At 56.7% G+C, this 19,242-nt stretch carries 8 protein-coding genes; 6 read left to right on the top strand and 2 right to left on the bottom strand.

The features are described 5' to 3' along the window. The first annotated feature begins 899 nt into the window (after positions 1-899). From OH764_RS03170 to OH764_RS03180, 3 genes are all read left to right on the top strand, one after another. A complete protein-coding gene (locus tag OH764_RS03170; protein WP_498847993.1) occupies positions 900-1,868 on the top strand; it encodes a hypothetical protein in 969 nt (322 codons plus the stop codon). A gap of 563 nt (positions 1,869-2,431) precedes the next feature. Beyond that, on the top strand, positions 2,432-3,094 hold the full coding sequence (locus tag OH764_RS03175; protein WP_498847994.1) for a nuclease-related domain-containing protein: 663 nt from the start codon (positions 2,432-2,434) through the stop codon (positions 3,092-3,094). 4,782 nt (positions 3,095-7,876) lie between these two features. After that, positions 7,877-9,058, top strand: coding sequence for an integrase domain-containing protein (locus OH764_RS03180; protein ID WP_498848741.1), 1,182 nt, complete (start codon positions 7,877-7,879; stop codon positions 9,056-9,058). Between the two features lie 1,061 nt (positions 9,059-10,119). On the opposite strand, the gene OH764_RS03185 is transcribed toward OH764_RS03180, so the two are convergent. After that, a complete protein-coding gene (locus OH764_RS03185) occupies positions 10,120-10,587 on the bottom strand; it encodes a hypothetical protein (protein WP_498848742.1) in 468 nt (155 codons plus the stop codon). Positions 10,588-11,126: 539 nt separating this feature from the next. On the opposite strand from OH764_RS03185, the gene OH764_RS03190 reads away from it, so the two are divergent. From OH764_RS03190 to OH764_RS03200, 3 genes are all read left to right on the top strand, one after another. After that, on the top strand, positions 11,127-13,808 hold the full coding sequence (locus OH764_RS03190; RefSeq protein WP_498847995.1) for a type VI secretion system Vgr family protein: 2,682 nt from the start codon (positions 11,127-11,129) through the stop codon (positions 13,806-13,808). Then, positions 13,808-15,520: an esterase/lipase family protein gene (locus tag OH764_RS03195; RefSeq protein WP_498847996.1), complete on the top strand. Its 1,713-nt coding sequence runs from the start codon at positions 13,808-13,810 to the stop codon at positions 15,518-15,520. The genes OH764_RS03190 and OH764_RS03195 overlap by 1 nt, the downstream gene beginning before the upstream one ends. Positions 15,521-15,603: 83 nt before the next feature. Further along, entirely contained in the window at positions 15,604-16,479 is an 876-nt protein-coding gene (locus tag OH764_RS03200) for a T6SS immunity protein Tli4 family protein (protein ID WP_498847997.1), read from the top strand. A gap of 1,577 nt (positions 16,480-18,056) precedes the next feature. On the opposite strand, the gene OH764_RS03205 is transcribed toward OH764_RS03200, so the two are convergent. Beyond that, positions 18,057-19,154: an MraY family glycosyltransferase gene (locus OH764_RS03205; protein ID WP_498847998.1), complete on the bottom strand. Its 1,098-nt coding sequence runs from the start codon at positions 19,152-19,154 to the stop codon at positions 18,057-18,059. Between the last annotated feature and the right edge of the window lie 88 nt (positions 19,155-19,242).

The raw sequence follows: 19,242 nt of genomic DNA on the forward strand, positions 1-19,242 counted from the left end.
TCCACAACAGACCCGCAGTCGCCGAAGCATGCTCGAGGATCGCGAGCAAGGCGGTGCAGCACATCGGCGACGGACTCGGGGTCGTTCAGTTCGGCAGGCGCGCTGCGCAAATCGCTTTATAGAGGCGGTGTGGAGCGCTAGTGCGCTTAGGCGCCGGCGGCATCGCTGCTACGCATTCAATGAACGGAGGTTGACCATCATGAATCTCGGTTTGTTCGTCCTGCTTGTCCTGGTGACCAGACGTCGTCTTAATGTCGGACGAGATGTCGAGCGAAGCGGAATGCCTTCGACCTCAGGTTCCTGGCACTAGGCACCGCAGTTGTCATTCGTGGGTCAGTCTTGAATCGACGCTAACACTTATGTGCTATGCGCGGCGTGCCCCTTATTTGCGAACCTTGCGCCGTTGATCAATCAATCGAGAATTCGCAAATCAGCCTGTTTCATCAATTAAAACAGAACGATGCGGTGGTAGCGCGCTGCCGGCGCCACCGTGAGCCGGCTCACGGGGCGGCAGCACATTTATAAGACAGACGCCACAAACCGACGCGGGCCGAGTCGAGCTGCCGTCGACCCGGCAGGACCGAAGCGCTCGGCCATCTTGTCGCAAACTCTCGGGAAAGCGCGAAAGACGCATCGGCGTGGTAACGACATCTGATGGCCACAAGTATGAAATCCGCGCACGCGTGCCCTTCTGCATCCAGACTGGCAGCAGTAGCCGGCGGGTACGCATGTCATGCCTCCAGTGCAACGTGACTGCCCGACGGTTGACCAGCCGTCGTCTTTTTCTGAAAGAGGGTATTTTTCATGCCCCATTCGGTCGCCATTTGAGCGGCAAGTCGCGTATCGTAACGCTTTGCCTGCAGATTACCGCAACACCGGATCAAGCGTGAGACAAAACCATGACCCCCGATGGACTGCTTCGACAACTCAGAAAGCGCAATTGCTTCATTATTGCCCATTATTATAAAGACGGACTGATCAAAGGAAAATGGACTACGCAAAAGGGCGCACTTGCCGCGCTCGGCGTTAGTCAGGCCGAACTTTCGCTGGCGCTTAACGTGGCTGCTCTGCCCGCCGGGGTAATCGGCTTGTTTGAGTCGCCCACCGGGGTAACGCCGTATTCCGTGCGGGTGATACGCGAGGTTATCGCGCGGGATGGTCTTCAGACCGTGCTTCAGCGAGTCGGCGAGCATGTCGCGGCTGGCAGGAAGCTCTCAGCGCGAGCGGTGCTCGCAACGATAAATGGGCAAGGGTCTGTGTCCAGGCGCGCGCTGCGCTGCTTCGGCAACCCTGAGAACAAGGTTCTGAAAAAGACGCTGGACTCACCGAGAACCATCTCCGACAGATATCACGTCGGTGTAATCAGAGGGGAATGGACCAGTTACAGCGGCTGCGCCCGTGCGCTTGACATTTCGCGAAAGAACATACGCGATGCGGTGCATATCATGGCGCTTTGGGGTAGCTTGCCAGTTCATATCAGTGAGGCCGGACTGACTTTCACTGTTGGACGAAAACTTCTCGCGCTAGACCAGGAGTTGGGCCGGCAAGTGCTATTTCAGTGTGTGAGAAGTCTAAGACCTGGAATAAGGGAGGCGACGGCCGAAACTGTTCTTCGGGAGTTAAACGGGCAGAACGTTCACCCATCGGACCTTTCTCGCATTCGCATCAGGAAGGGTAGGGGGACGCGGCGACTCATTATTGAGTGCAGCGACGCCGGCGCTCTCTTCGGGTACCGACGCGACCTGGAGCGTGCAATCCGCAGCGTGATGAAGAAAGTTTCTGTTAGTCCCGAGTACATCGAGGCGGAACGGCTCATCTCCAATGATCCAAGCTTCAAAGGGGTGCTCCTGCAAGGATCCACTCGCTAATCGCTAACAAAGGCAACTTCCATTGCAAGCTTTACCTTCCGTATCAGTGCATCACAGCGGCTGAAAGCCACTATACATAGTGAATTGGGACTTGGGCCGGCCCCGGTTCAACCGTGCTGCCGCGCTTGCCGGCAGTGTGCAATGCCCGACAGCGTTTCGTCTCCAGCTTTGTCGACGGCGTGACGGTCCGGCAAAGTGCTGTTTTCAGACACTGTCCGGTTCGCTCCTGCCCGATCCCGTCTTCTTCGCAGGCCTCACGCCCCTGTTATTTCGGTATGCTAAAAGTTTAATTCCCTTCTCTGCCAAGTGGCAAGCGCTAACGGCCGCTGACTGGATGGCAGGCAATAGGGCTCATGACCGACGCTCTCCGGTTGCTCCTTGTCTGGGAGCGTTGCCTTGACTTCTGATTGCCGATGACAAGCTGGAGTTATCGGCAATCCCTTTGCTCTGCGACACAGCATCACGCCAATTTGCTGGTGAATTGACGGTTGTATTCGCCAGCCGTCGAAGTCGTGAGTGAATCGCCGTCCGATAACCCTCTTCAGTCCACGAAAGGAGAACAAATGAAACAGGGCAAGACGTTGTTTTCTGTTGAGAATATAGATGCATACGGTGTTGGCGCGTGCTCCCATGAACTCGCGCCGGACTTCAGGCGACTGGCCGACGATCGCGATGGCTGGATGGCGCATCGACGCCGTTTGTCCCTTTCTTTGTCAAAAAGCGTTGCAGCGCTACTGCGGACAATGTCCGACCGCGCATTCGTCGTACGCCGCGGCGTGATGCTTGAGCACGCACCCGGATCGCGTAATCCGATGACGTGGGTGGATTGTCTTGCTGTGACTGGGTTCGGATCATTTGTCATTGACCGATACGATTGGACGGGCACTGTAAAGCGCTCATTAAACGACGACGAACTCCTCGTCCATGGCAAGGTCGGTGTCGTTTCTGTCCAGACGTCTCCACTACGCAGGGCAAAGCCCGCTTTGCGACATCTGCGTGCGTTACTCGCGGAATACGAATGTCCGGTTGAGTCCATTGCAATCTTCGCCTCCTCGCAGTGCGTGCTCGATCCTGCGCTGCCCGAAGCGATCCTGTATCCATCTGAACTTCACCATTTTATGCGCACACGATTGAACCGCTTCCGCGCAAGCCATCTTCAGCATCTCGATGCCGTGAGACTCGCCGCCCATTTGGAACTGCGATGTGTGGATTGGGGCGAGAGTTGACACAGGCAAACGGTGGTTGCTGAGCCGTCGGAAGAAGAGCGTGCTACGCGGCACTCCGATGCGCCGCCGCGATCTCAGGCGCGAACAGAAAACCCAGAGCCAGCATCGATGGCCGTTTCTATCGCAGGCGGCGCGTTGGCCTCCACCGATTGCGACCGACCTCAGTAGTTGCTCTGATCGATGGCCTGAATGCGCCGCTCGATCATCGCGTGGACGGTGCTTTTTCGGTCATCGTCCCGGTCACGAATGTCGAGCGAAGCTGTCAATAATCCCGATCGCAAAGGCGTGGAGTAAGGATCAGAGGCAGCAGTTCGGTCGCTTCTGTCACGCGCTCTCTGTCGCTTCGCTGGTGGGTTTCGTTGGGTATTGGCACTCAATCAGCAGTTCGACGCGGGCGCTATTCTGAACGAGGCCTCGCTTGCGGCGATTGTGCTAACCTTTATTGAGGGCATGGATTTCATGAACGGAGAATCACTATGGGCTTCGGTGTAGTTGCGCTAATCCTGACGATTGCGATTTGTGCGTATGGCAAGCACATGAGTGACCTCGGCCGCAAGGCGGATCGCGAACGCCGGCGTCCGCGCGTTCGACGCTGATTATTGACGCGGACCGGCATTCACTCTTGCATCTTTTCTTGAAAGGCTGCACTTTCGGGTGTGGCCTTTTGCTTTTTATGGCCCGTTTATGTCCGAAACCCTTGATTTGCCGGCCGCGCCGGCTTTGTATTCGCGCATTCTCATGAACTCAACCCGGTGCCGCAGCCGGTTTTTTTGTCCCGACGGATCGATACGCGCAATACAAGGCGGTTCCATAAATTACAAGGTCAGTGCGAGCAAGCGTTGGCTTGGAAGCCTTGCTGGGCAAGGAGCGGCGGGTTTTTGCGCGTCGCGAGGACCGTTAGCCGGCTAACGGTCCTTTTGCATTCATTAGGTCGAAACGTTTGCGCGAGTTTCATGCCTTTATGAGATTCTCCCGTAGAGCCGTCCCGAGTTGGAGGCCGTGTGGGCGTGACGAGGCATTAACGTCTGTGTCTCTCGGAAACCTGAGGCTGATCCAGGCGAGGCGCCAAGCCGATTGCCGTGTGAGCTTCGACTTCATCTAGAAAAGCCAGGACGGCATCTCGTTGCATCCTACCTTACGGACGCAACACACTTTGATTGTGAACCGAGCAGCCACATTCGCCCGGCACCTCGTTAGATACGCCAGAGACATGCCTGATGACGCCGCAATCCCGGGCGATATTGACCTGAGCGAGAGTTCCGGCAAACGTGCGATCAGGGTGGAATCAGTTGCCGGATGCAACGCTATGCTGGACGAAAAGCTATGCGTTTTTGCGGAGCTTTTCGGGTTAAGACCGTCAGCCGGCTGGTCCAGGCGTCTGGATTCGGGGAGGTGACGCGCGCACTGTGCGCATCGAGAAGGGCTCGTTGTTTCAATGCGAAAGCGGATCATGATCTCGCTCGGCTCCCTCAGCCCAAGATCGAGTACGTTGCCGAGCTAAGGTCTTCGTTGCCCTCCTGACCCGCACATCGCGTTCGCGCCGACAGTGCACTGATAATGTCCGTCGACCATTCGTACCACGGTAGGCAACGGATTGCGTCAAACGTCCTGTCATTCGCGCGCGGGTCAGTTGTGCAGCGCTTCCTTGACTTCCGCCTGCCGTGTGTATGATGAACTAACAAAAATTACCTCAACGTGCCATGCAACGTATGACGCGGCGTCACCGCAATGTGTTGAAGAAAAAATCTCATACTGCACTCGTCGCGCTAGCGTTTTTGCCGTCGCGGGTCTGCGCTCAAGGAACCGACTTTTGCGACCTGGTGCTTGACATCGCTAGGCGGTCGGGGGCATACGGTGAAGTACAGATCATCGGCGATCCAATACGCCAATCGCTCATATCGCCGGCGTCATAACCCGGCGCCGAATGCGGCGCCCTGAAACGGTAGTACGCTACGTCTGCAATACCGACGTCCTCGATGCCGGATAATCTCGGCGTGCGCGCTGTTCGTTGAACTGAATGATCTTGCCGGTTCTAATCCATGAAGAGGCCCGTTGCGTCGGGGCGCCGCTTTTTGATTGAATGTCATGCGCAACCAGGCGGGAAACAGCGTCGCCAGCAGTGGGCCGTTTCTGCCACGCACGTCCTGCTGCTTTTTCCCCTGAAGGCACAGTATGGAGTCCATTTGACGCTGGCCTGCGCCGTATCAGACGATAAGACGAGGTGTTGTCAACAGTTTCGTGCTAACGTTTACTCATGAAGTGATTTCGAGCGAAAGGAATGAGCATGGATATCAGCTTTCTAATACTGGGCGCCGCAGTTGCCATGTGTGGACTTAGCTCGCTGATGGAGCGTAACGCACGCAAGGTTAAGCGGCAACGACGTCGTCCGGGCATTACTCGCTAGTCATCGACCATCGGCTTCCGCTGGAGTAGTCGCTTTTTCAGTCTTGCTTGCGCCCAGGAGATGTTGTTGTCTGGCGGTAAGACAACGCGTAATGGGCCGCCGGCCCGAGCTGCGTCGGACTTTGCGTGCTGGCTCTTACGCGAGTTCGAGTTTTGCGAGGGCGCTGCAGGTAGACCCTCATATGCGGCGCAGTTGCCTGTGCGTGTCCGAGCTGTGGAAGTAGCACTTACTAGAAATAGAACGCAAGCATCCTTGAGATCCAGCTGGCACCGAGGCATCGGAGGTGCCAGCAGCAACGTGACGGAACACTGGTGTAGATTCGTATCGCCCATCGCGGGTTCTGCTGTCTGTACCGCCCATGTAGTTCAAGCCATGATTAGTTAAGACCGGGGGACGGATCTCCTCCAGACTGCGGGAATGCTGTTGCAACTAACCATGAGCAAGTCGATTCATGCATGCAGACAATTCCCGATCATCATCAAGAGCTTGCGAGGGGCGTCGGATGTATATGCATGGAAACCTTCCTCACGGCTGGCTCAAGCTCATAGGCCGAAGTGTTTGATCCTCTGAGTACGGCACAGCCTTGGCAGTCTATAGTTCGCCAGCGGGGTACGCAGCACGCGAAGGCTGCCGCATTTCGTGCCTCGCTGTCCGCTGGTCGAACGCAGTCTGAGCGTCAAGGCCAATAAATTGAATCGAAGATCCTTTACTCAAGGCATCTGCGGCGAAGAGCACGGTGCGGATTTTCAGAGTTGGTCCTTCCGTCGTGTGACGTTTTGAAGCGTTCGATGTCGCCGGTGATGACCAACGCTTCGGACATCATTTGTCTGGAACGGCGCGGCAAAATATCGGCATCTCCAACCGCTTGACCAGTCTGCGCCCCACGGCGCAATCCTGTCGCTCACGGCCTTTGCCGACAAGTCAGCGTGCGGGGAAGTCCGACGAAATGAAGCACTCATGGAAGCGGTGCGCAGCTTATTGCTTGTAAAAAAGAATGTCATCGCTTCGGTGGCACCGCGATAATTTGAAACGACTTTCCTTAATGAATTCCACGCGATTGCGCGACAACGAGCGCTCAAATTCCGTGGAAGAAACGACACAATCGAAGTCGCGCGTGCCCGACCTCGTCCGTCTGGGTCCTGCCAAAAACGTGGACCTCAGGCCAGGCTGTGGCCGACGGCGCCTGTTCGCGAACAGGGCGCACGACGGCGTGGTGACATTCCTTTATATCAGTGGCGCCGCCTGGAACCTCCCCCCCGCGCTTCGTCAAGTCTGTCCTTGATCAGGGCATGTGGCGGCCCTACATGCTCGACGATCCGATCCTGCTCCGCGGTACCTGAGCTTGCCGATGACCGTTTCGCTCGTCATCCGATCATGTTGCGGCCGGCATCGCATCCATAGCGTGCCCGAGCGGCACATCGTCTGATAGAGGCGGACGCCCCTTGCCGCGCGCTTGCGCCTGTCCTCCTTTACCGGAATGGACAGATCTGACTCCAGGGACGGCAGCGGCGCTTGACGTTGCTGACCGAAGATGTCCAGTCGCCATCCGCTGATTTGCTCGCTTCTCGCCGCGAACACGCCCTGCAGCGCGTTGTTCTCCTTGGTCCGAAATTCGGCAGCACCTGCTGAGTTTTCGCCAGGCACGAGCCATCTTCACTGAGCGCAACGCCTTGGCCGAAAGCTACCGCAAAATCGCGAGCTTTTCGCCCGAACTCTCGCGTCGAGAAACTTAATATGGCTACACCTATCTGCGTCAGTGACGCATCGACCTGAGTGCAGCGCACTCCATTTCCTGAGCTAGTCGCCCGGTGGGGCGTCCACCTTCTGCCTGGCAGTTAAGCCAGAGCCGGCGTCGCAGGTCGCGTTGGGGAAACTGAGTTCTCCGCGACCCGCACGGCGGCTGGTCTCCTGACCAGATTGCAATTCTGTACCGACTGAGAACACGTTCGCGCGGACATCGCGAACGTCCAGACCTGCTTTCCGTCAACGGCGTAAAGCCATGCCTGACTCACGCGATCCGATATCAATGCGACCGCGGTGAGCAGGCTCTCCGAACGGGAAATCACTTGCACGTTATGTGCGGATTTCTAATCCCATTCCTCTCGGCCCGCGCAGCCGAAAAAGAAAAGCGCAACAGGAATTGCCTGGCTCGACAGACGTGAGTCTGCGGTCGGGTAGCCTCGTGCCGGCCGATGCCGGCTCGAGGATCATCAGGCGGCAGTGCTTCCCTGCGCCGGGTGAATCAACTCTCTGATCTCTAAGATCCCGGAAAGCAAAGCGTGCAGGTCCTCATCAATCCGCGGCGTCCTCTTGATAGGGGAGGATGCCGCCTTTCACGAAAAACGACTGTGAAGATCCAACTGAACTTCTCGGCGCTGATGGAAAACGCGGGGCTTCCGCAACGGCTCACGAACGAACTGGCGGAGCTGTTTCAACGACATTTAACAAAAGCGCATAGCAAAACCCGCGTTACATCGAACGCCATATCAATCAAGACCCAAAAGTATCGCGTCCAGAGTCTGGTCGCCGGCTTCCGCGAACTTCGAAAAGGAGGCTTCGCCATCCAGTCGCCGTGGAATCTCGCAGAGAAACACATCGGCTATCTCGTGACCCTCTGGATCAACGAAAAGAAACAATCGCCCGGCACGGTCGAGAATAAGCTCACTTACTGGCGTACGCTAGCCGCCTGGATGAAAAAGCACCAGCTCGTCGGCACAATGGACGACTACATCAAGCGTCCTGAAGGGTATCGTCGCTATTACGTTGCACGGGAAGACAAGTCATGGGAGGCGGCGGGAGTCGAGCTCGATGACGTGATCGCCCGATTATGCGAGCGCGACCGGTGGGTCGCCATGCAGGTTGAGCTTCAGGCGACATTTGGCTTACGTGCACAGGAAAGCATGCTCCTGCGTCCGCTGCAGTGTCTTCGAGTTTCAGGCCACCTCCAGGTAATCGATGGCACCAAAGGCGGACGTCCGCGAGCCGTTCCCATCGATGCTGAATGGCAATACGAGGTGCTTATCCGCGCCGCAAGGCTCTCGAACCCCCGCACGGGGTCAATGATTCCGGAGCCGTGGTCATTGAAGAAGTGGTATCGCCACTTCTACCACGTCTTGCAGAAGGAGGGGATCACCCGCAGCGCCCAGGGCGTCACGGTTCATGGGCTTCGCCACGCGTATCTGCAAAAGATGTACGAACGGACAACCGGCGTACCCGCGCCGATCAAACGGCCCGATCACCGCCCTGATCCAGCGCTTCACCAGGCGGCGATGCAGCGACTCGTCGAGGCAGCAGGACATAGCCTCGCTGCGAAGGCGACTGCCTACATTTCGACTTTTGCCACGGTCGAACGTCTGTCGCGGCCCGTCATCTCTGGGGAACAGGCGATAGCGGCCCTTACCGCGGCGAACGGAAACAAGTCAGAGGCGGCCAAAAACCTCAACATCTCCCGGCAGGCACTTTACCGGATCCTGGCGAAGTGCGCCCATCTGCCCACTGCGCCTCTTTCGTGTGGGGGCATGATCGTTTTGGGCGATTCACGGGCCGACCTCGAGCGTTGACTCAGGCCGCGAACAGTCCGCGAGTCGACCGTGACAGCCGGCGGGAAAAATCAACGCAGCGGCCGAGTTGCGGATCTCGAAACGTGCTCTTTATCGGCGCGTTGACCCGACCGATTCGGTCAAATGCCGCCCATTTAGCGACTCTCCACAATTGGTGGCTCGATGAAAATGGAAAAAGCGTTGGAAAAACAAAAGAGTGGCCGACCGCGGGCAGAGCCCCTGCTTTTAACGCGTGCAGCAGGGAACGGAAACACAGCTTCTGAAAAGCCATTCGACCAGCGGACGTGTCAGTGTGTGGTACGTGGCGATGACGCCGGGGCGAGCAAAGTGAGCAGTTTAGGTAACGGCTTTTCCGCGGTGGCGGTGCACGGTGCAGATGTATTCGAGATGAGGCATGTCTTCTCCGGTACGCGGCCGTCCAGGCCCAGTTCCCAATACCTTGAGCACTGTGAGCAACGCCGGTTTTGCGAGCTTTGTGTGTTTGGTCGGTTATTGCGTTTGTCGCAAATCAGTCCGTTTTGCCAACCGAATCACGACCTTGCGGGCGGGGAGGCGGTGAACGCGCGAGCCTGATCCGGCCAAACCGGCGGCAGATGTTTTGTCACGCGAACGTCTGCAACGATGCGGCGCAAAGCGGACTTACCGCCGACACGCCGGACGCGAGAGGTGGGATCCGTGCGCTTTGTTTCGCACGAGCAAAGGCAGTGCTGCCTTTCGGACACTGGGCAGGTCGCAAGCGAAACGTGCGAAGAGCTCGACGGCTTTGTATCTTGTTTCTTGAAAGACGGTGTTTTCACTGCGCTCTTCCGTCGCAATCCGCAGCGCAAGTCGAGTTTGGTATTGAGTGAACCGCAGACGGCTGCAATACAGGTGTTGCAGAAACGGCGCCTTGCTGTGATGCCCCGGTCGTACATCGTTGCTTTCCGGCGCCATGCAAGATCTGCGATCCATCATGGAAGGCGCAACGACTGGGTTTGCTTGCAGCTGATGTCACTGAATCGTATTTCCATCGAATAGCGACGCGTGCTTCAAAGTCTTGACGCTGACATCGATTGCCTCCTTCACGCGACATTGAGGACGAAGACGAAATCTGCTTCACACCGGGGATGCGTTGAGCTGTTAATGCGTAGCAATGACTCGCCTTGGCAGGCGGGTCCTTGGCTACGGTGACTGACGGCCGCTTCGCTGGTTTGATAGACGGGATCCTCAGGACGCAGTCGTGTGCCCGAATACAGGGTGGGAGCTATCGTGGTGAGGCGTTCGTATAGCTGCTTTGCGTTGATGCTTGGTTCGGTTTCAAGCCATTTGCTGTATCTTTGGCCAGGTATGTTGGAACTGCTCTTCGCGAGTGCGCTAGTCGTGTGGACCGCGAGCTTTGTGGTGGGTGTTCGTCGGATTTCTCCTTCCTGCCATGCTGTTCCAAGACTTGATAGGACATTCGGGCGTGATACTTCAATCGTTGTCTTCTTCGAGTCTTGTGAAGTATCAGATGCGCCACATTGCGCAACGCGTGGTTGGACTTGGCGCATTGAATGCAGCAGGTCCAACGGATGGAACGTATGAAATCGCGCATGAAGGCGACGCTTGGCTCCCGCGGGAATAGATGCTGCCCGCCGGACTCGCTCAAGCGGGGTCAAGGGAGCTTCATAGCGCCTTGACCAACTGCGCCAGCAAATCGCCGTTTGCCTTTGCCCGTCCGGAATGCTGCGAGCCCAATATGATTGCACACTGCGACTATGCGCACATAAATCGCTGAGTGAGGTAACAGCATGGTCTTGCCAAGCGGTTTTCTAGCTGGTCGTCCGATTACTAGCCGTTTTTTGCGATTGCGTTGCATGGATTGCGCAGTCTAGTTGCCGTTTTGAATCCCGGAATCGTAATCGACTTACTATGCCGACAGCGTATCCGCGAATTAATTTAACGCAACCTACAGATATGCCAATCGCATATTAGATTCAAATTCATGCCACTTTACAATTGCTGACATTGAATGACTGGTCGATTCATCTGAAGTTTCGTAGAATCGCGCAGAGCGCGGTCGCTCGATCAGCCATTAAAAAGAGGCAGTATGGGAGCGCAGGACATAATCGGGGCAGTAACTGGCGGACTCGTCCAGAGTGACCGCCTCCTGAGACTGGATAGCTCGCTGGGTAATAGTATTCTGCTCCCGCAGCGGGCTGTCGGTTATTCGCGGATTGGCCGCCATTACGATTTCACCGTCGATGTCGTTTCCACATATGCAGCGATCGAACTTAAAATCCTGATCGCCCAGCCTGTCACGCTTTGGATGCAGCAGACCGACCGGTCCTATCTGCCTTACCACGGCTATGTACACACCGCCCGCCGTCTCGGCTCGGATAGCGGTCTCACGAGTTATCAGATTGGCTTCGCATCTTGGATGCACTTTCTGCGCTTTCGCAAGGATGCGCGGATTTGGCAAGACAAGTCCGCGGACGAAATATTGACCGAAGTCTTCAACATGCATCCGCAGGCCCAGGGAGCATTTCGTTTTGTGTTGAGCAAGCCGCTCCCGTCGCGCTCGTTCTGCTTGCAATACGAGGACGACTGGAATTTCGTCCACCGGCTGATGGAAAGCGAAGGCTTGTTCGGCTACTTCGAACAGGGCAGCGACGGCAAATCGCATACCCTTGTCGTCACAGACAATCTGGATACATTGCAGCCGCTTTCGCCCCAAACCGTCGAGTTCTATCGCGCGGGCACGAATAGCGAAACTGATGCCCTGGTGCAGTGGTCGGGCACGAGAACACTCCAAAGCACAACACTCACGACCCGCACCTTCGATTACAAGGCGCCGGCTTCGTCCGCGAGCCCGAAAGGCACAAATATCCCGACGCTTCCCACGCAGGGAAACCTGCCTCAGCAAGCCGAGGTATATGAATATACGGGCGCTTATACCTACGGCAATCAGGACCGGGGTGATGCCCTCTCAAAAATCCGCATGGAAGAATGGGAATCGCGGGCGAAGCGTTTTTACGGTGCCGGCGGTGTGCGGCGGATGGACGCCGGTCGCTGGTTTGAACTGGATGACCACCCGGATCACGCCACGGATAGCGGGCAGAACAGGCAATTCGCAATTATTGAGGCAGCGTGGTTCATTGAAAACAACCTGCCGGTGTCCAGTCAGGCCGCCGATTTCCCGCACAGCCTGAAAGGCGAACTGGCGACGGTTAGATCGGGTCACGCCTCTGAAGAAAGGTTGAAGGTCAGGCATGCCGATGGCAGTGAAGGCTTTTTCCTCATTGAAGTAGAAGCGCAGCGCAAGGTTGTGCCGTATCGTAGCCCGTTTGAACATCACAAGCCGGTAATGCACTTGCAGTCGGCGATTGTCGTCGGACCGGCAAACGAAGAAGTCTATACCGACCAACTCAATCGCATCAAGGTCCGCTTTCATTGGGACCGGCTCAATGACGGCGACGAAAGTGCATCATGCTGGGTGCGGGTTGCCATGTCCGATACCGGTGGCGGATACGGAGGCGTGCATGTCCCAAGAGTCGGCGAAGAGGTTCTGATCAACTGGGTGGACGGCGATTGCGATAGGCCGCTAGTCACCGGCCGCGTCTATAACGGCGCGACACGACCGCACTGGCATTCCAACGGGTTGCTCTCTGGCTACAAGTCCAAGGAATATCAGGGCAGCGGCTACAACCAGATGGTGATGGATGACTCGACGGGCCAGAACCGCGTCCATCTCTACAGCAGCAGCACGAATGCGCATTTGCACCTGGGCTACCTGATTGATCAGACGGCCAACACACGCGGGCCGTATCTGGGCAACGGCTTTGACCTGAAGTCCGACGCATACGGCGCAGTGCGTGCGGGGCAGGGCCTGTATGTTTCCACGCATGCGAAATCAGCAACGAGCCAGCAACTCGACGTGCGCGAAGCGAACTCGCAACTGGTTAATTCGGAAAGTACGCTTGAAGCGCTGTCTGATGCGAGCACAACGCACCGGGCGGAAAGCCTCAAGGAGGGCTACGACTCGCTCAAGTCATTCACCGACGCGATACAAGGCAGCGTTGCAGGATCAGCGTCGGGCGGCAAGACCGCAGGCGGCGGCACGGGCAATGCCAATGCATTCAAGGAGCCCGTCATGCTGTTTGCGAGTCCGTCTGGTGTTGCCCTGTCCACGCAGAAATCGGCCCATGTGTCCGCGGACCAGCACATTAACTTCGTGAGCGGTCAGAGCACGCACATCGCGACTGGCAAATCGTTGATCGCGAGCATCGCGGAAAAACTGAGCCTGTACGTACAGAACGCCGGGATGAAGCTCTTCGCGGCTAAGGGCAAGGTCGAAATTCAGGCGAACTCGGACAACATCGAATTAACCTCGCAGAAGACGTTGAAGCTGCTTTCGGCAACGGAAAAGATCGAAGCAGCCGCAAAGCAGGAGATTTTGCTGACGTCAGGAGGTGCCTATATTCGCGTCAGGGACGGCAACATCGAGATTCACGCGCCCGGCAAGATCGATATAAAGGGTGCCGGGCACTCGTTTAGCGGGCCTACGTCACATGCTGAACAAATGAACACCTGGCCAGATATGCCCAACGATGAGCAGTTTATTCTTCGTCATCAGGGCACAGGCGAACCCATGGCGAACCGAAAATTCCAGATTACGCGTGGTGATGGGACTCTTATTACCGGTCGCACCGATGCGGAGGGACGGACGGGCATACAGAAAAGCTCGTCCTACGAGCAACTCGTCCTTAAGTATCTTCCTGAGGTGGACTAATGGCTGATCAGAATCGAACTCTGGTTCACCATCACGACGACGACGGCTTGCCCTGCTGGTTATCTGAGACCTCGCCGGTCAGCATGACCGCGCGCGCAGAATGTCTGGTACCTCCCGATCGGATAATCCCGGTTGTGTTCGTGCCCGTTATCATGGGGTCCAACCTCAAAGCCATTGACGCGTCGAAAGCACAGCAGGTTTCGAACATATGGAGGCCAGATGCCACGAGCGCAGTCCTCAAGATCATCAAGCTCAGCCCTGCCGACCGTCAGATTGTGTTTGATCCCCGAAACACCAAGGTTGATGACGATCTGGTTGTGAACGGGACCAGAGTCGTTAAGCCCACCAATGGGTTCAGCGATGCACTGCTAAAGACTCGCGGGTGGGGCACGGTTTACTGGAGCAGCTATGGGCCATTCCTGGAATATCTCGAACGCGAGTTGAACAACGTGGTGAAGTGGAATCCCGCGTTCAAGCAGGTGCTTCCTGAAGCCGGCTGGTTGCCTTTTCAGGGGGACGGCATCAATGTCCAAAGCGACGATAAAGCCCATCCGTTGAAGCTCGGCGCCGACGAATTGAAACAGGTCGGAAAATACTGGTATCCCGTGCACGCGGTCGGATACAACTGGCTGCAATCGAACGAGCAGTCCGGAAAGTACCTCGCCCGCGAGATTGACAATATCCTCGCTCACTATCGTAGTAAATGGGGAAGTAAGGCCGTTAAAAAGGTCATTCTCGTTACGCATTCGATGGGAGGCCTCGTTGCGCGGGCCGCGGTGCATCCGAAAATGGGTAACGCTCAGGACCGTGTCCTCGGCATCCTGCATGGCGCGATGCCGGCACTGGGCGCACCGGCTGCCTACAAGCGAATGAAAGCAGGCAATGAACGCGCTAGCATGTCCCCGGTTAGCTTCGCAACGTGGCTTTTCCTCGGAGCGTATGGTTGGGATGTGACGCCGGTATTGGCGCAGGCCCCTGGCGGTTTGCAGCTATTGCCGAACCAGGATTATCCGGGTGGGTGGCTGACGATCAAGGTCAATAGCGACGTTTATCGCATCGATGGCAACCCGTACAAATCAGTCTATTCGGAAAGAGATAAATGGTGGCGCCTAGTGAATCCGGCGTGGTTAAATCCCGCCAACATAGGTGGCGCACTTACGCCAACGGGGCAAACACGAGCCGGCGGCGGCGACGATGTTGCGTGGGCGAAATACATGAATTGTCTGCAGAGCGCCGAGGATTTTCACGCAACGCTCCAGAATAGCTATCACCCCCAAACCTATGCATTTTACGGGGCCGATTCGGCGCACCAGTCTTGGGGGAAAATCCAGTGGAACATCGGCACTGAGCGCTATGTCATGCGTGGTCCGATGTCAGTGTTCGACACAGACGCCGAGCTCAAGACGCTGGCGCTGAATGGCAAACCCCGAAACGACGACGGTGCGGGAACGGTCGAAGCGACTGCGAATGCCTCGTGGATGGGAGATATTCACGAGCGATTCGAAATTCAGCCTGCAGGGTCGAACGGTGACGGCACCGTACCGCACGAGTCCGGGCTCGCGCCCGGAAAAAACGGCAGTGCTATCGAGCAATTTGCGCTCAAGGGTTTCGATCATCAGGGTGCGTACATGACAGAAATACATGACGTGATGGCCGTGTCAAAGTACGCGATTGCCAAGATCGCGCAGAAGGCCGATTGGGGAGATGCATGAATCGTACGAGCCTCGTTGTCACAATATTGACAGTATCATTTCTAATTCCTTTGCTGGGTTGCAGTAACCGTCAGGATCCCGCCATGAGCGCATCTTCTACCACCGCCAACGCTGCGCCGCTCAGGACGGTGTGTGTGGGACGGTACACAATAGATATCCCCCATTCGGCAACCAATGTGCGTCTGGTACAAAGCTTTAAGGGTATCAACATAGATGTGTTCTACCCTGTGAATCAGCAGCAGCTTCATGACGAAGCGGCGCATAAGATTGCAAGCGACGCCGAAGTAACCGACTTCCAGCCCAAGCAGGTTGTCTCACAAGGCGACAATGCGGCTGACTCAGTTCAGGTCTGGCAAAGCGGAAACGACCTCTACAGTGTGCGTGGAACGACTCTGAAGCAGGACACGGGTTTCCTTTTCAGTATCGAGGTAACAAACGATTCTGTTCAAGGCGCGAAAGTGGCTATCTCACAGCTCATCCAGCAGATCCGGCTTCGCGATCCATTTGCTGTCCCAGCTGAGCAGGGGTTTTGCATCGAGCGAGGTTTTATTCCGGGTGGTTACGCGGGCGGCGAGACAGCATTGATTTCGGTCGATTTATCGGGTCCCGATGCGTCGCTTATGATGAGCACCAATACTGAGGCCAAGAATACTGGCGGCAATCTTCTTGCCCGTATGAGCAACCTGCCAGTCCCGCTTGCTAACCTGGTGTCCAGTGACACAGAAATCTTGCGACGTGGCGGCAAGGTCGTTGCGGGACGGGAAGGCGATGAATATGGCTACGCGATCAAGCAGTCAAAAGACGTTTCGCTGGAATGGAGCGCGCTTACTGGCAACGATCACGCGACCGAGCCGACGATGAGGATTTCCATGGATACGCACACTGCAGTGCCTGAAAGCGCACGGCCGATGTTGATTGCAGTCTGGGATGATGTACTGAAATCTGTGAAGCGTCGGTAAGCGAACAAATTTCATGGAACGACATCTCATCTTGAACGGGGACACGACGACAGCTACCGGCACCGTCCACGCTACGCCGGCCACGATTTAACTGAACGGGCAGGATGTTGCACACGAAGGTGACAGTGTGACGTGCCCGGCCTGCAACACGATGGCAAAATTGAATGCGACGGCCCCCGCCAGATGATGACTGCACTTGATGGACGGCATGCCGCGCTCAGTGATGATTCGTGTGTACGCTTTTGCACGCCCAGTCCTCGCCTAGTGCCGTCGCAAGATACGTCCTACGTCGACGCGCAACGTCGTAAGGCAAGCAATAATAATGTGGGGCGAGTACGGTGCCCTCCGGTTTGGAGATACGTATGCAGTCGCTCCGCGCTCGCAATTCCTGTTCGTTGCGGCCTTTACAAAGCTTACGTTCAATGAAGCCCATTCCCATGGCTGTTCCACGCCGCGGTCATGGTCTGAGTTCGATGCGAATTGCACCTCTGGTAGGGGATTTGCTACTGACGCAGCAAGGAGGTCCGCCAGTTCGTGATTATCCGGAAACCGTTGCGAGGATGTCCGAAAGCTTCTGGGACGTCGGATGACTATTTGGCTGCAGTCAGTCCGCAGGTAGCGAAGGTGCAATAGCCCAAGGGCAATTACGTGGATGAGGACCGCACCAAACCGACGGGCTCAAGCTTGCGGTGGCGCATTTTATGCCGGCCACCGCGTGGCTGAGTCGGCACGTGGTCGCACGCAGTCTGGACGATGCACCGCAGCGGCGTGCACGGTTGACGCCGCTGCGCGTTCTGCATTGGAAGTTCCCGTGGGAACGTCAAAATTGCGTACGCATCTGAGCGCAGCGATATCGCTATTTCCTGAACCATCTCGACGCCATACCCTTGGACTCCTGCATAGCCTCTTTATCTCTGCAGGTAACATCGCGAACGCAAGCCGGCACGCGATTCGGCAAGCTCGGTCCGACGCCGATGCTTTCCAAAAGTCATTTTGCTTGCGTTGGTATGCCTTCGGGTAGGCTAGAAATCGCAGCGTGTCATCACGAAAATTCACACTCACCGGCGCGAGGCTGAACATAGCGGGACCCAAGCGCGGCACAGCGATAGGTTGTGCTTGATGTGATAACCCACTCGCGGCCCGAAGCGTTGGCTTGCTCAAGTCGTCGCAGCACTCTCGAAATTTTTCTACAGATCCATCGCCAGCTTCGGTAGCCACGATGGGAAACACCATCCCCTTGCCCGAATCTCTCGCCAAATCTTTTGGGATGATCGACATGAAGCAACTCGGAAGACGGCATGCGATCCGAGCTGCTTGCGTCCGGACTGTCCGCTGGAGCTGTCCTCAATCATGCAATCTTCACGTTCCGGTTGCGAACATAAGCCAGCAAGACGTTCCGCAGCACTCAATTTCCCACATAGCCGCCAAAAGCCTGACAGACTCCATAATCGTCAGCTGGCACAGTGCCTTTCACTCTCCGCTGTGAATTTCCAGTTAAGACGCATTTTCCGCGGCGCCGGGGTCAGGAGTCAAAGTTGTCGCCGCCTCACTGCTCGTGCTTCCTAAAGGTGGCTTGGTTACTTCCCCTTCCTCACCACCATCCACCGCGGCGACTTGAACCGGACAATGCTCACATAGAGCCACACGTAGGTCGCCGCGAACACCACCACAAAGCAGAACAGATGCAGCGTATGCCGCCAGAACAACGTGGCCGGCACCACCGCGATCAAACATAGCAGCCACAAATAAGGCGACGTCAGCGAATTGCGCCGCGTCAGTTCGCGTGCGGTACGCGCGCCGACCGCCCAACGCATCAGCCGCTTATAGACCAGCATGTGCAGATGCACGCCGTCCGGAATGCCGGGCGACATGCCGCGAATAAACTTCTTTCGATAGATCGAGAAACACGTCTCGAAGATCGGGTACATGAAGAGCAGTACCGGATACCACGCGGACACGTCGCGGTTGCGCATGACCAGCATGATCGACAACTCGGCAAGCATGAAACCGATGAAATACGCGCCGCCGTCGCCGAGAAAAATCAGCCCCGCCGGGAAGTTCCAGATGAAGAAGCCGAGCACCGCGCCCATCATCATGAACGACGCCGACAGCACGATCGGATCGTGCACCTGGAAAGCGACATAAGCGAGCGACGCGAACATCATGAACGCCACCATCGACGCAAGGCCGTTGAAGCCGTCGATGATATTGATCGCGTTAGCAAGCGCGGCCACCGCGAGCACCGTGACCGCGCACGAGATCACTGCGTATGAGAGCAGGAAGTCGAGCGGCGGCACGCTGATACGCGTGACCGCGATGTCCAGCAGGAAATACGCAAGCGCCGCTGCCGCCATCGTGCAGACAAGGCGTGCGAGCGGCGACACGCGCTTCGTCAGATCCTCGACGAGACCCGAGCCGAAGGCCGGCATGCCGCACGCAATGAGCCCGAGGATGCCGCCCGATACTGCCGGATAGGCATAGCGCAGTTGCACGGCCGAAACGATCAGCCCGACGAGAATTCCCGTTCCGCCGATGCGCGGCACCGGGCGCACATGGAATTTCTGTACGCCGGCCAGATCGGTGTCGGTCGAAAATTTTTCATGCAGATGCGCATAGCGCACGATCAACAGCGTGATCAGCAGTGAAACGAGAAAGCCGAGCGCAAAACTAAGCATGAAAGTAGGCCTGAGCAAAGACGCCGAATTATACAAACGAAACGCGAGACGCCCGGAAAAGCGCCGGGCTCGCAAGAGCCGCAACAAA

Origin of the sequence: Burkholderia sp. M6-3 (genome assembly GCF_050858985.1) — a bacterium.
GTDB lineage: Bacteria > Pseudomonadota > Gammaproteobacteria > Burkholderiales > Burkholderiaceae > Paraburkholderia > Paraburkholderia caledonica.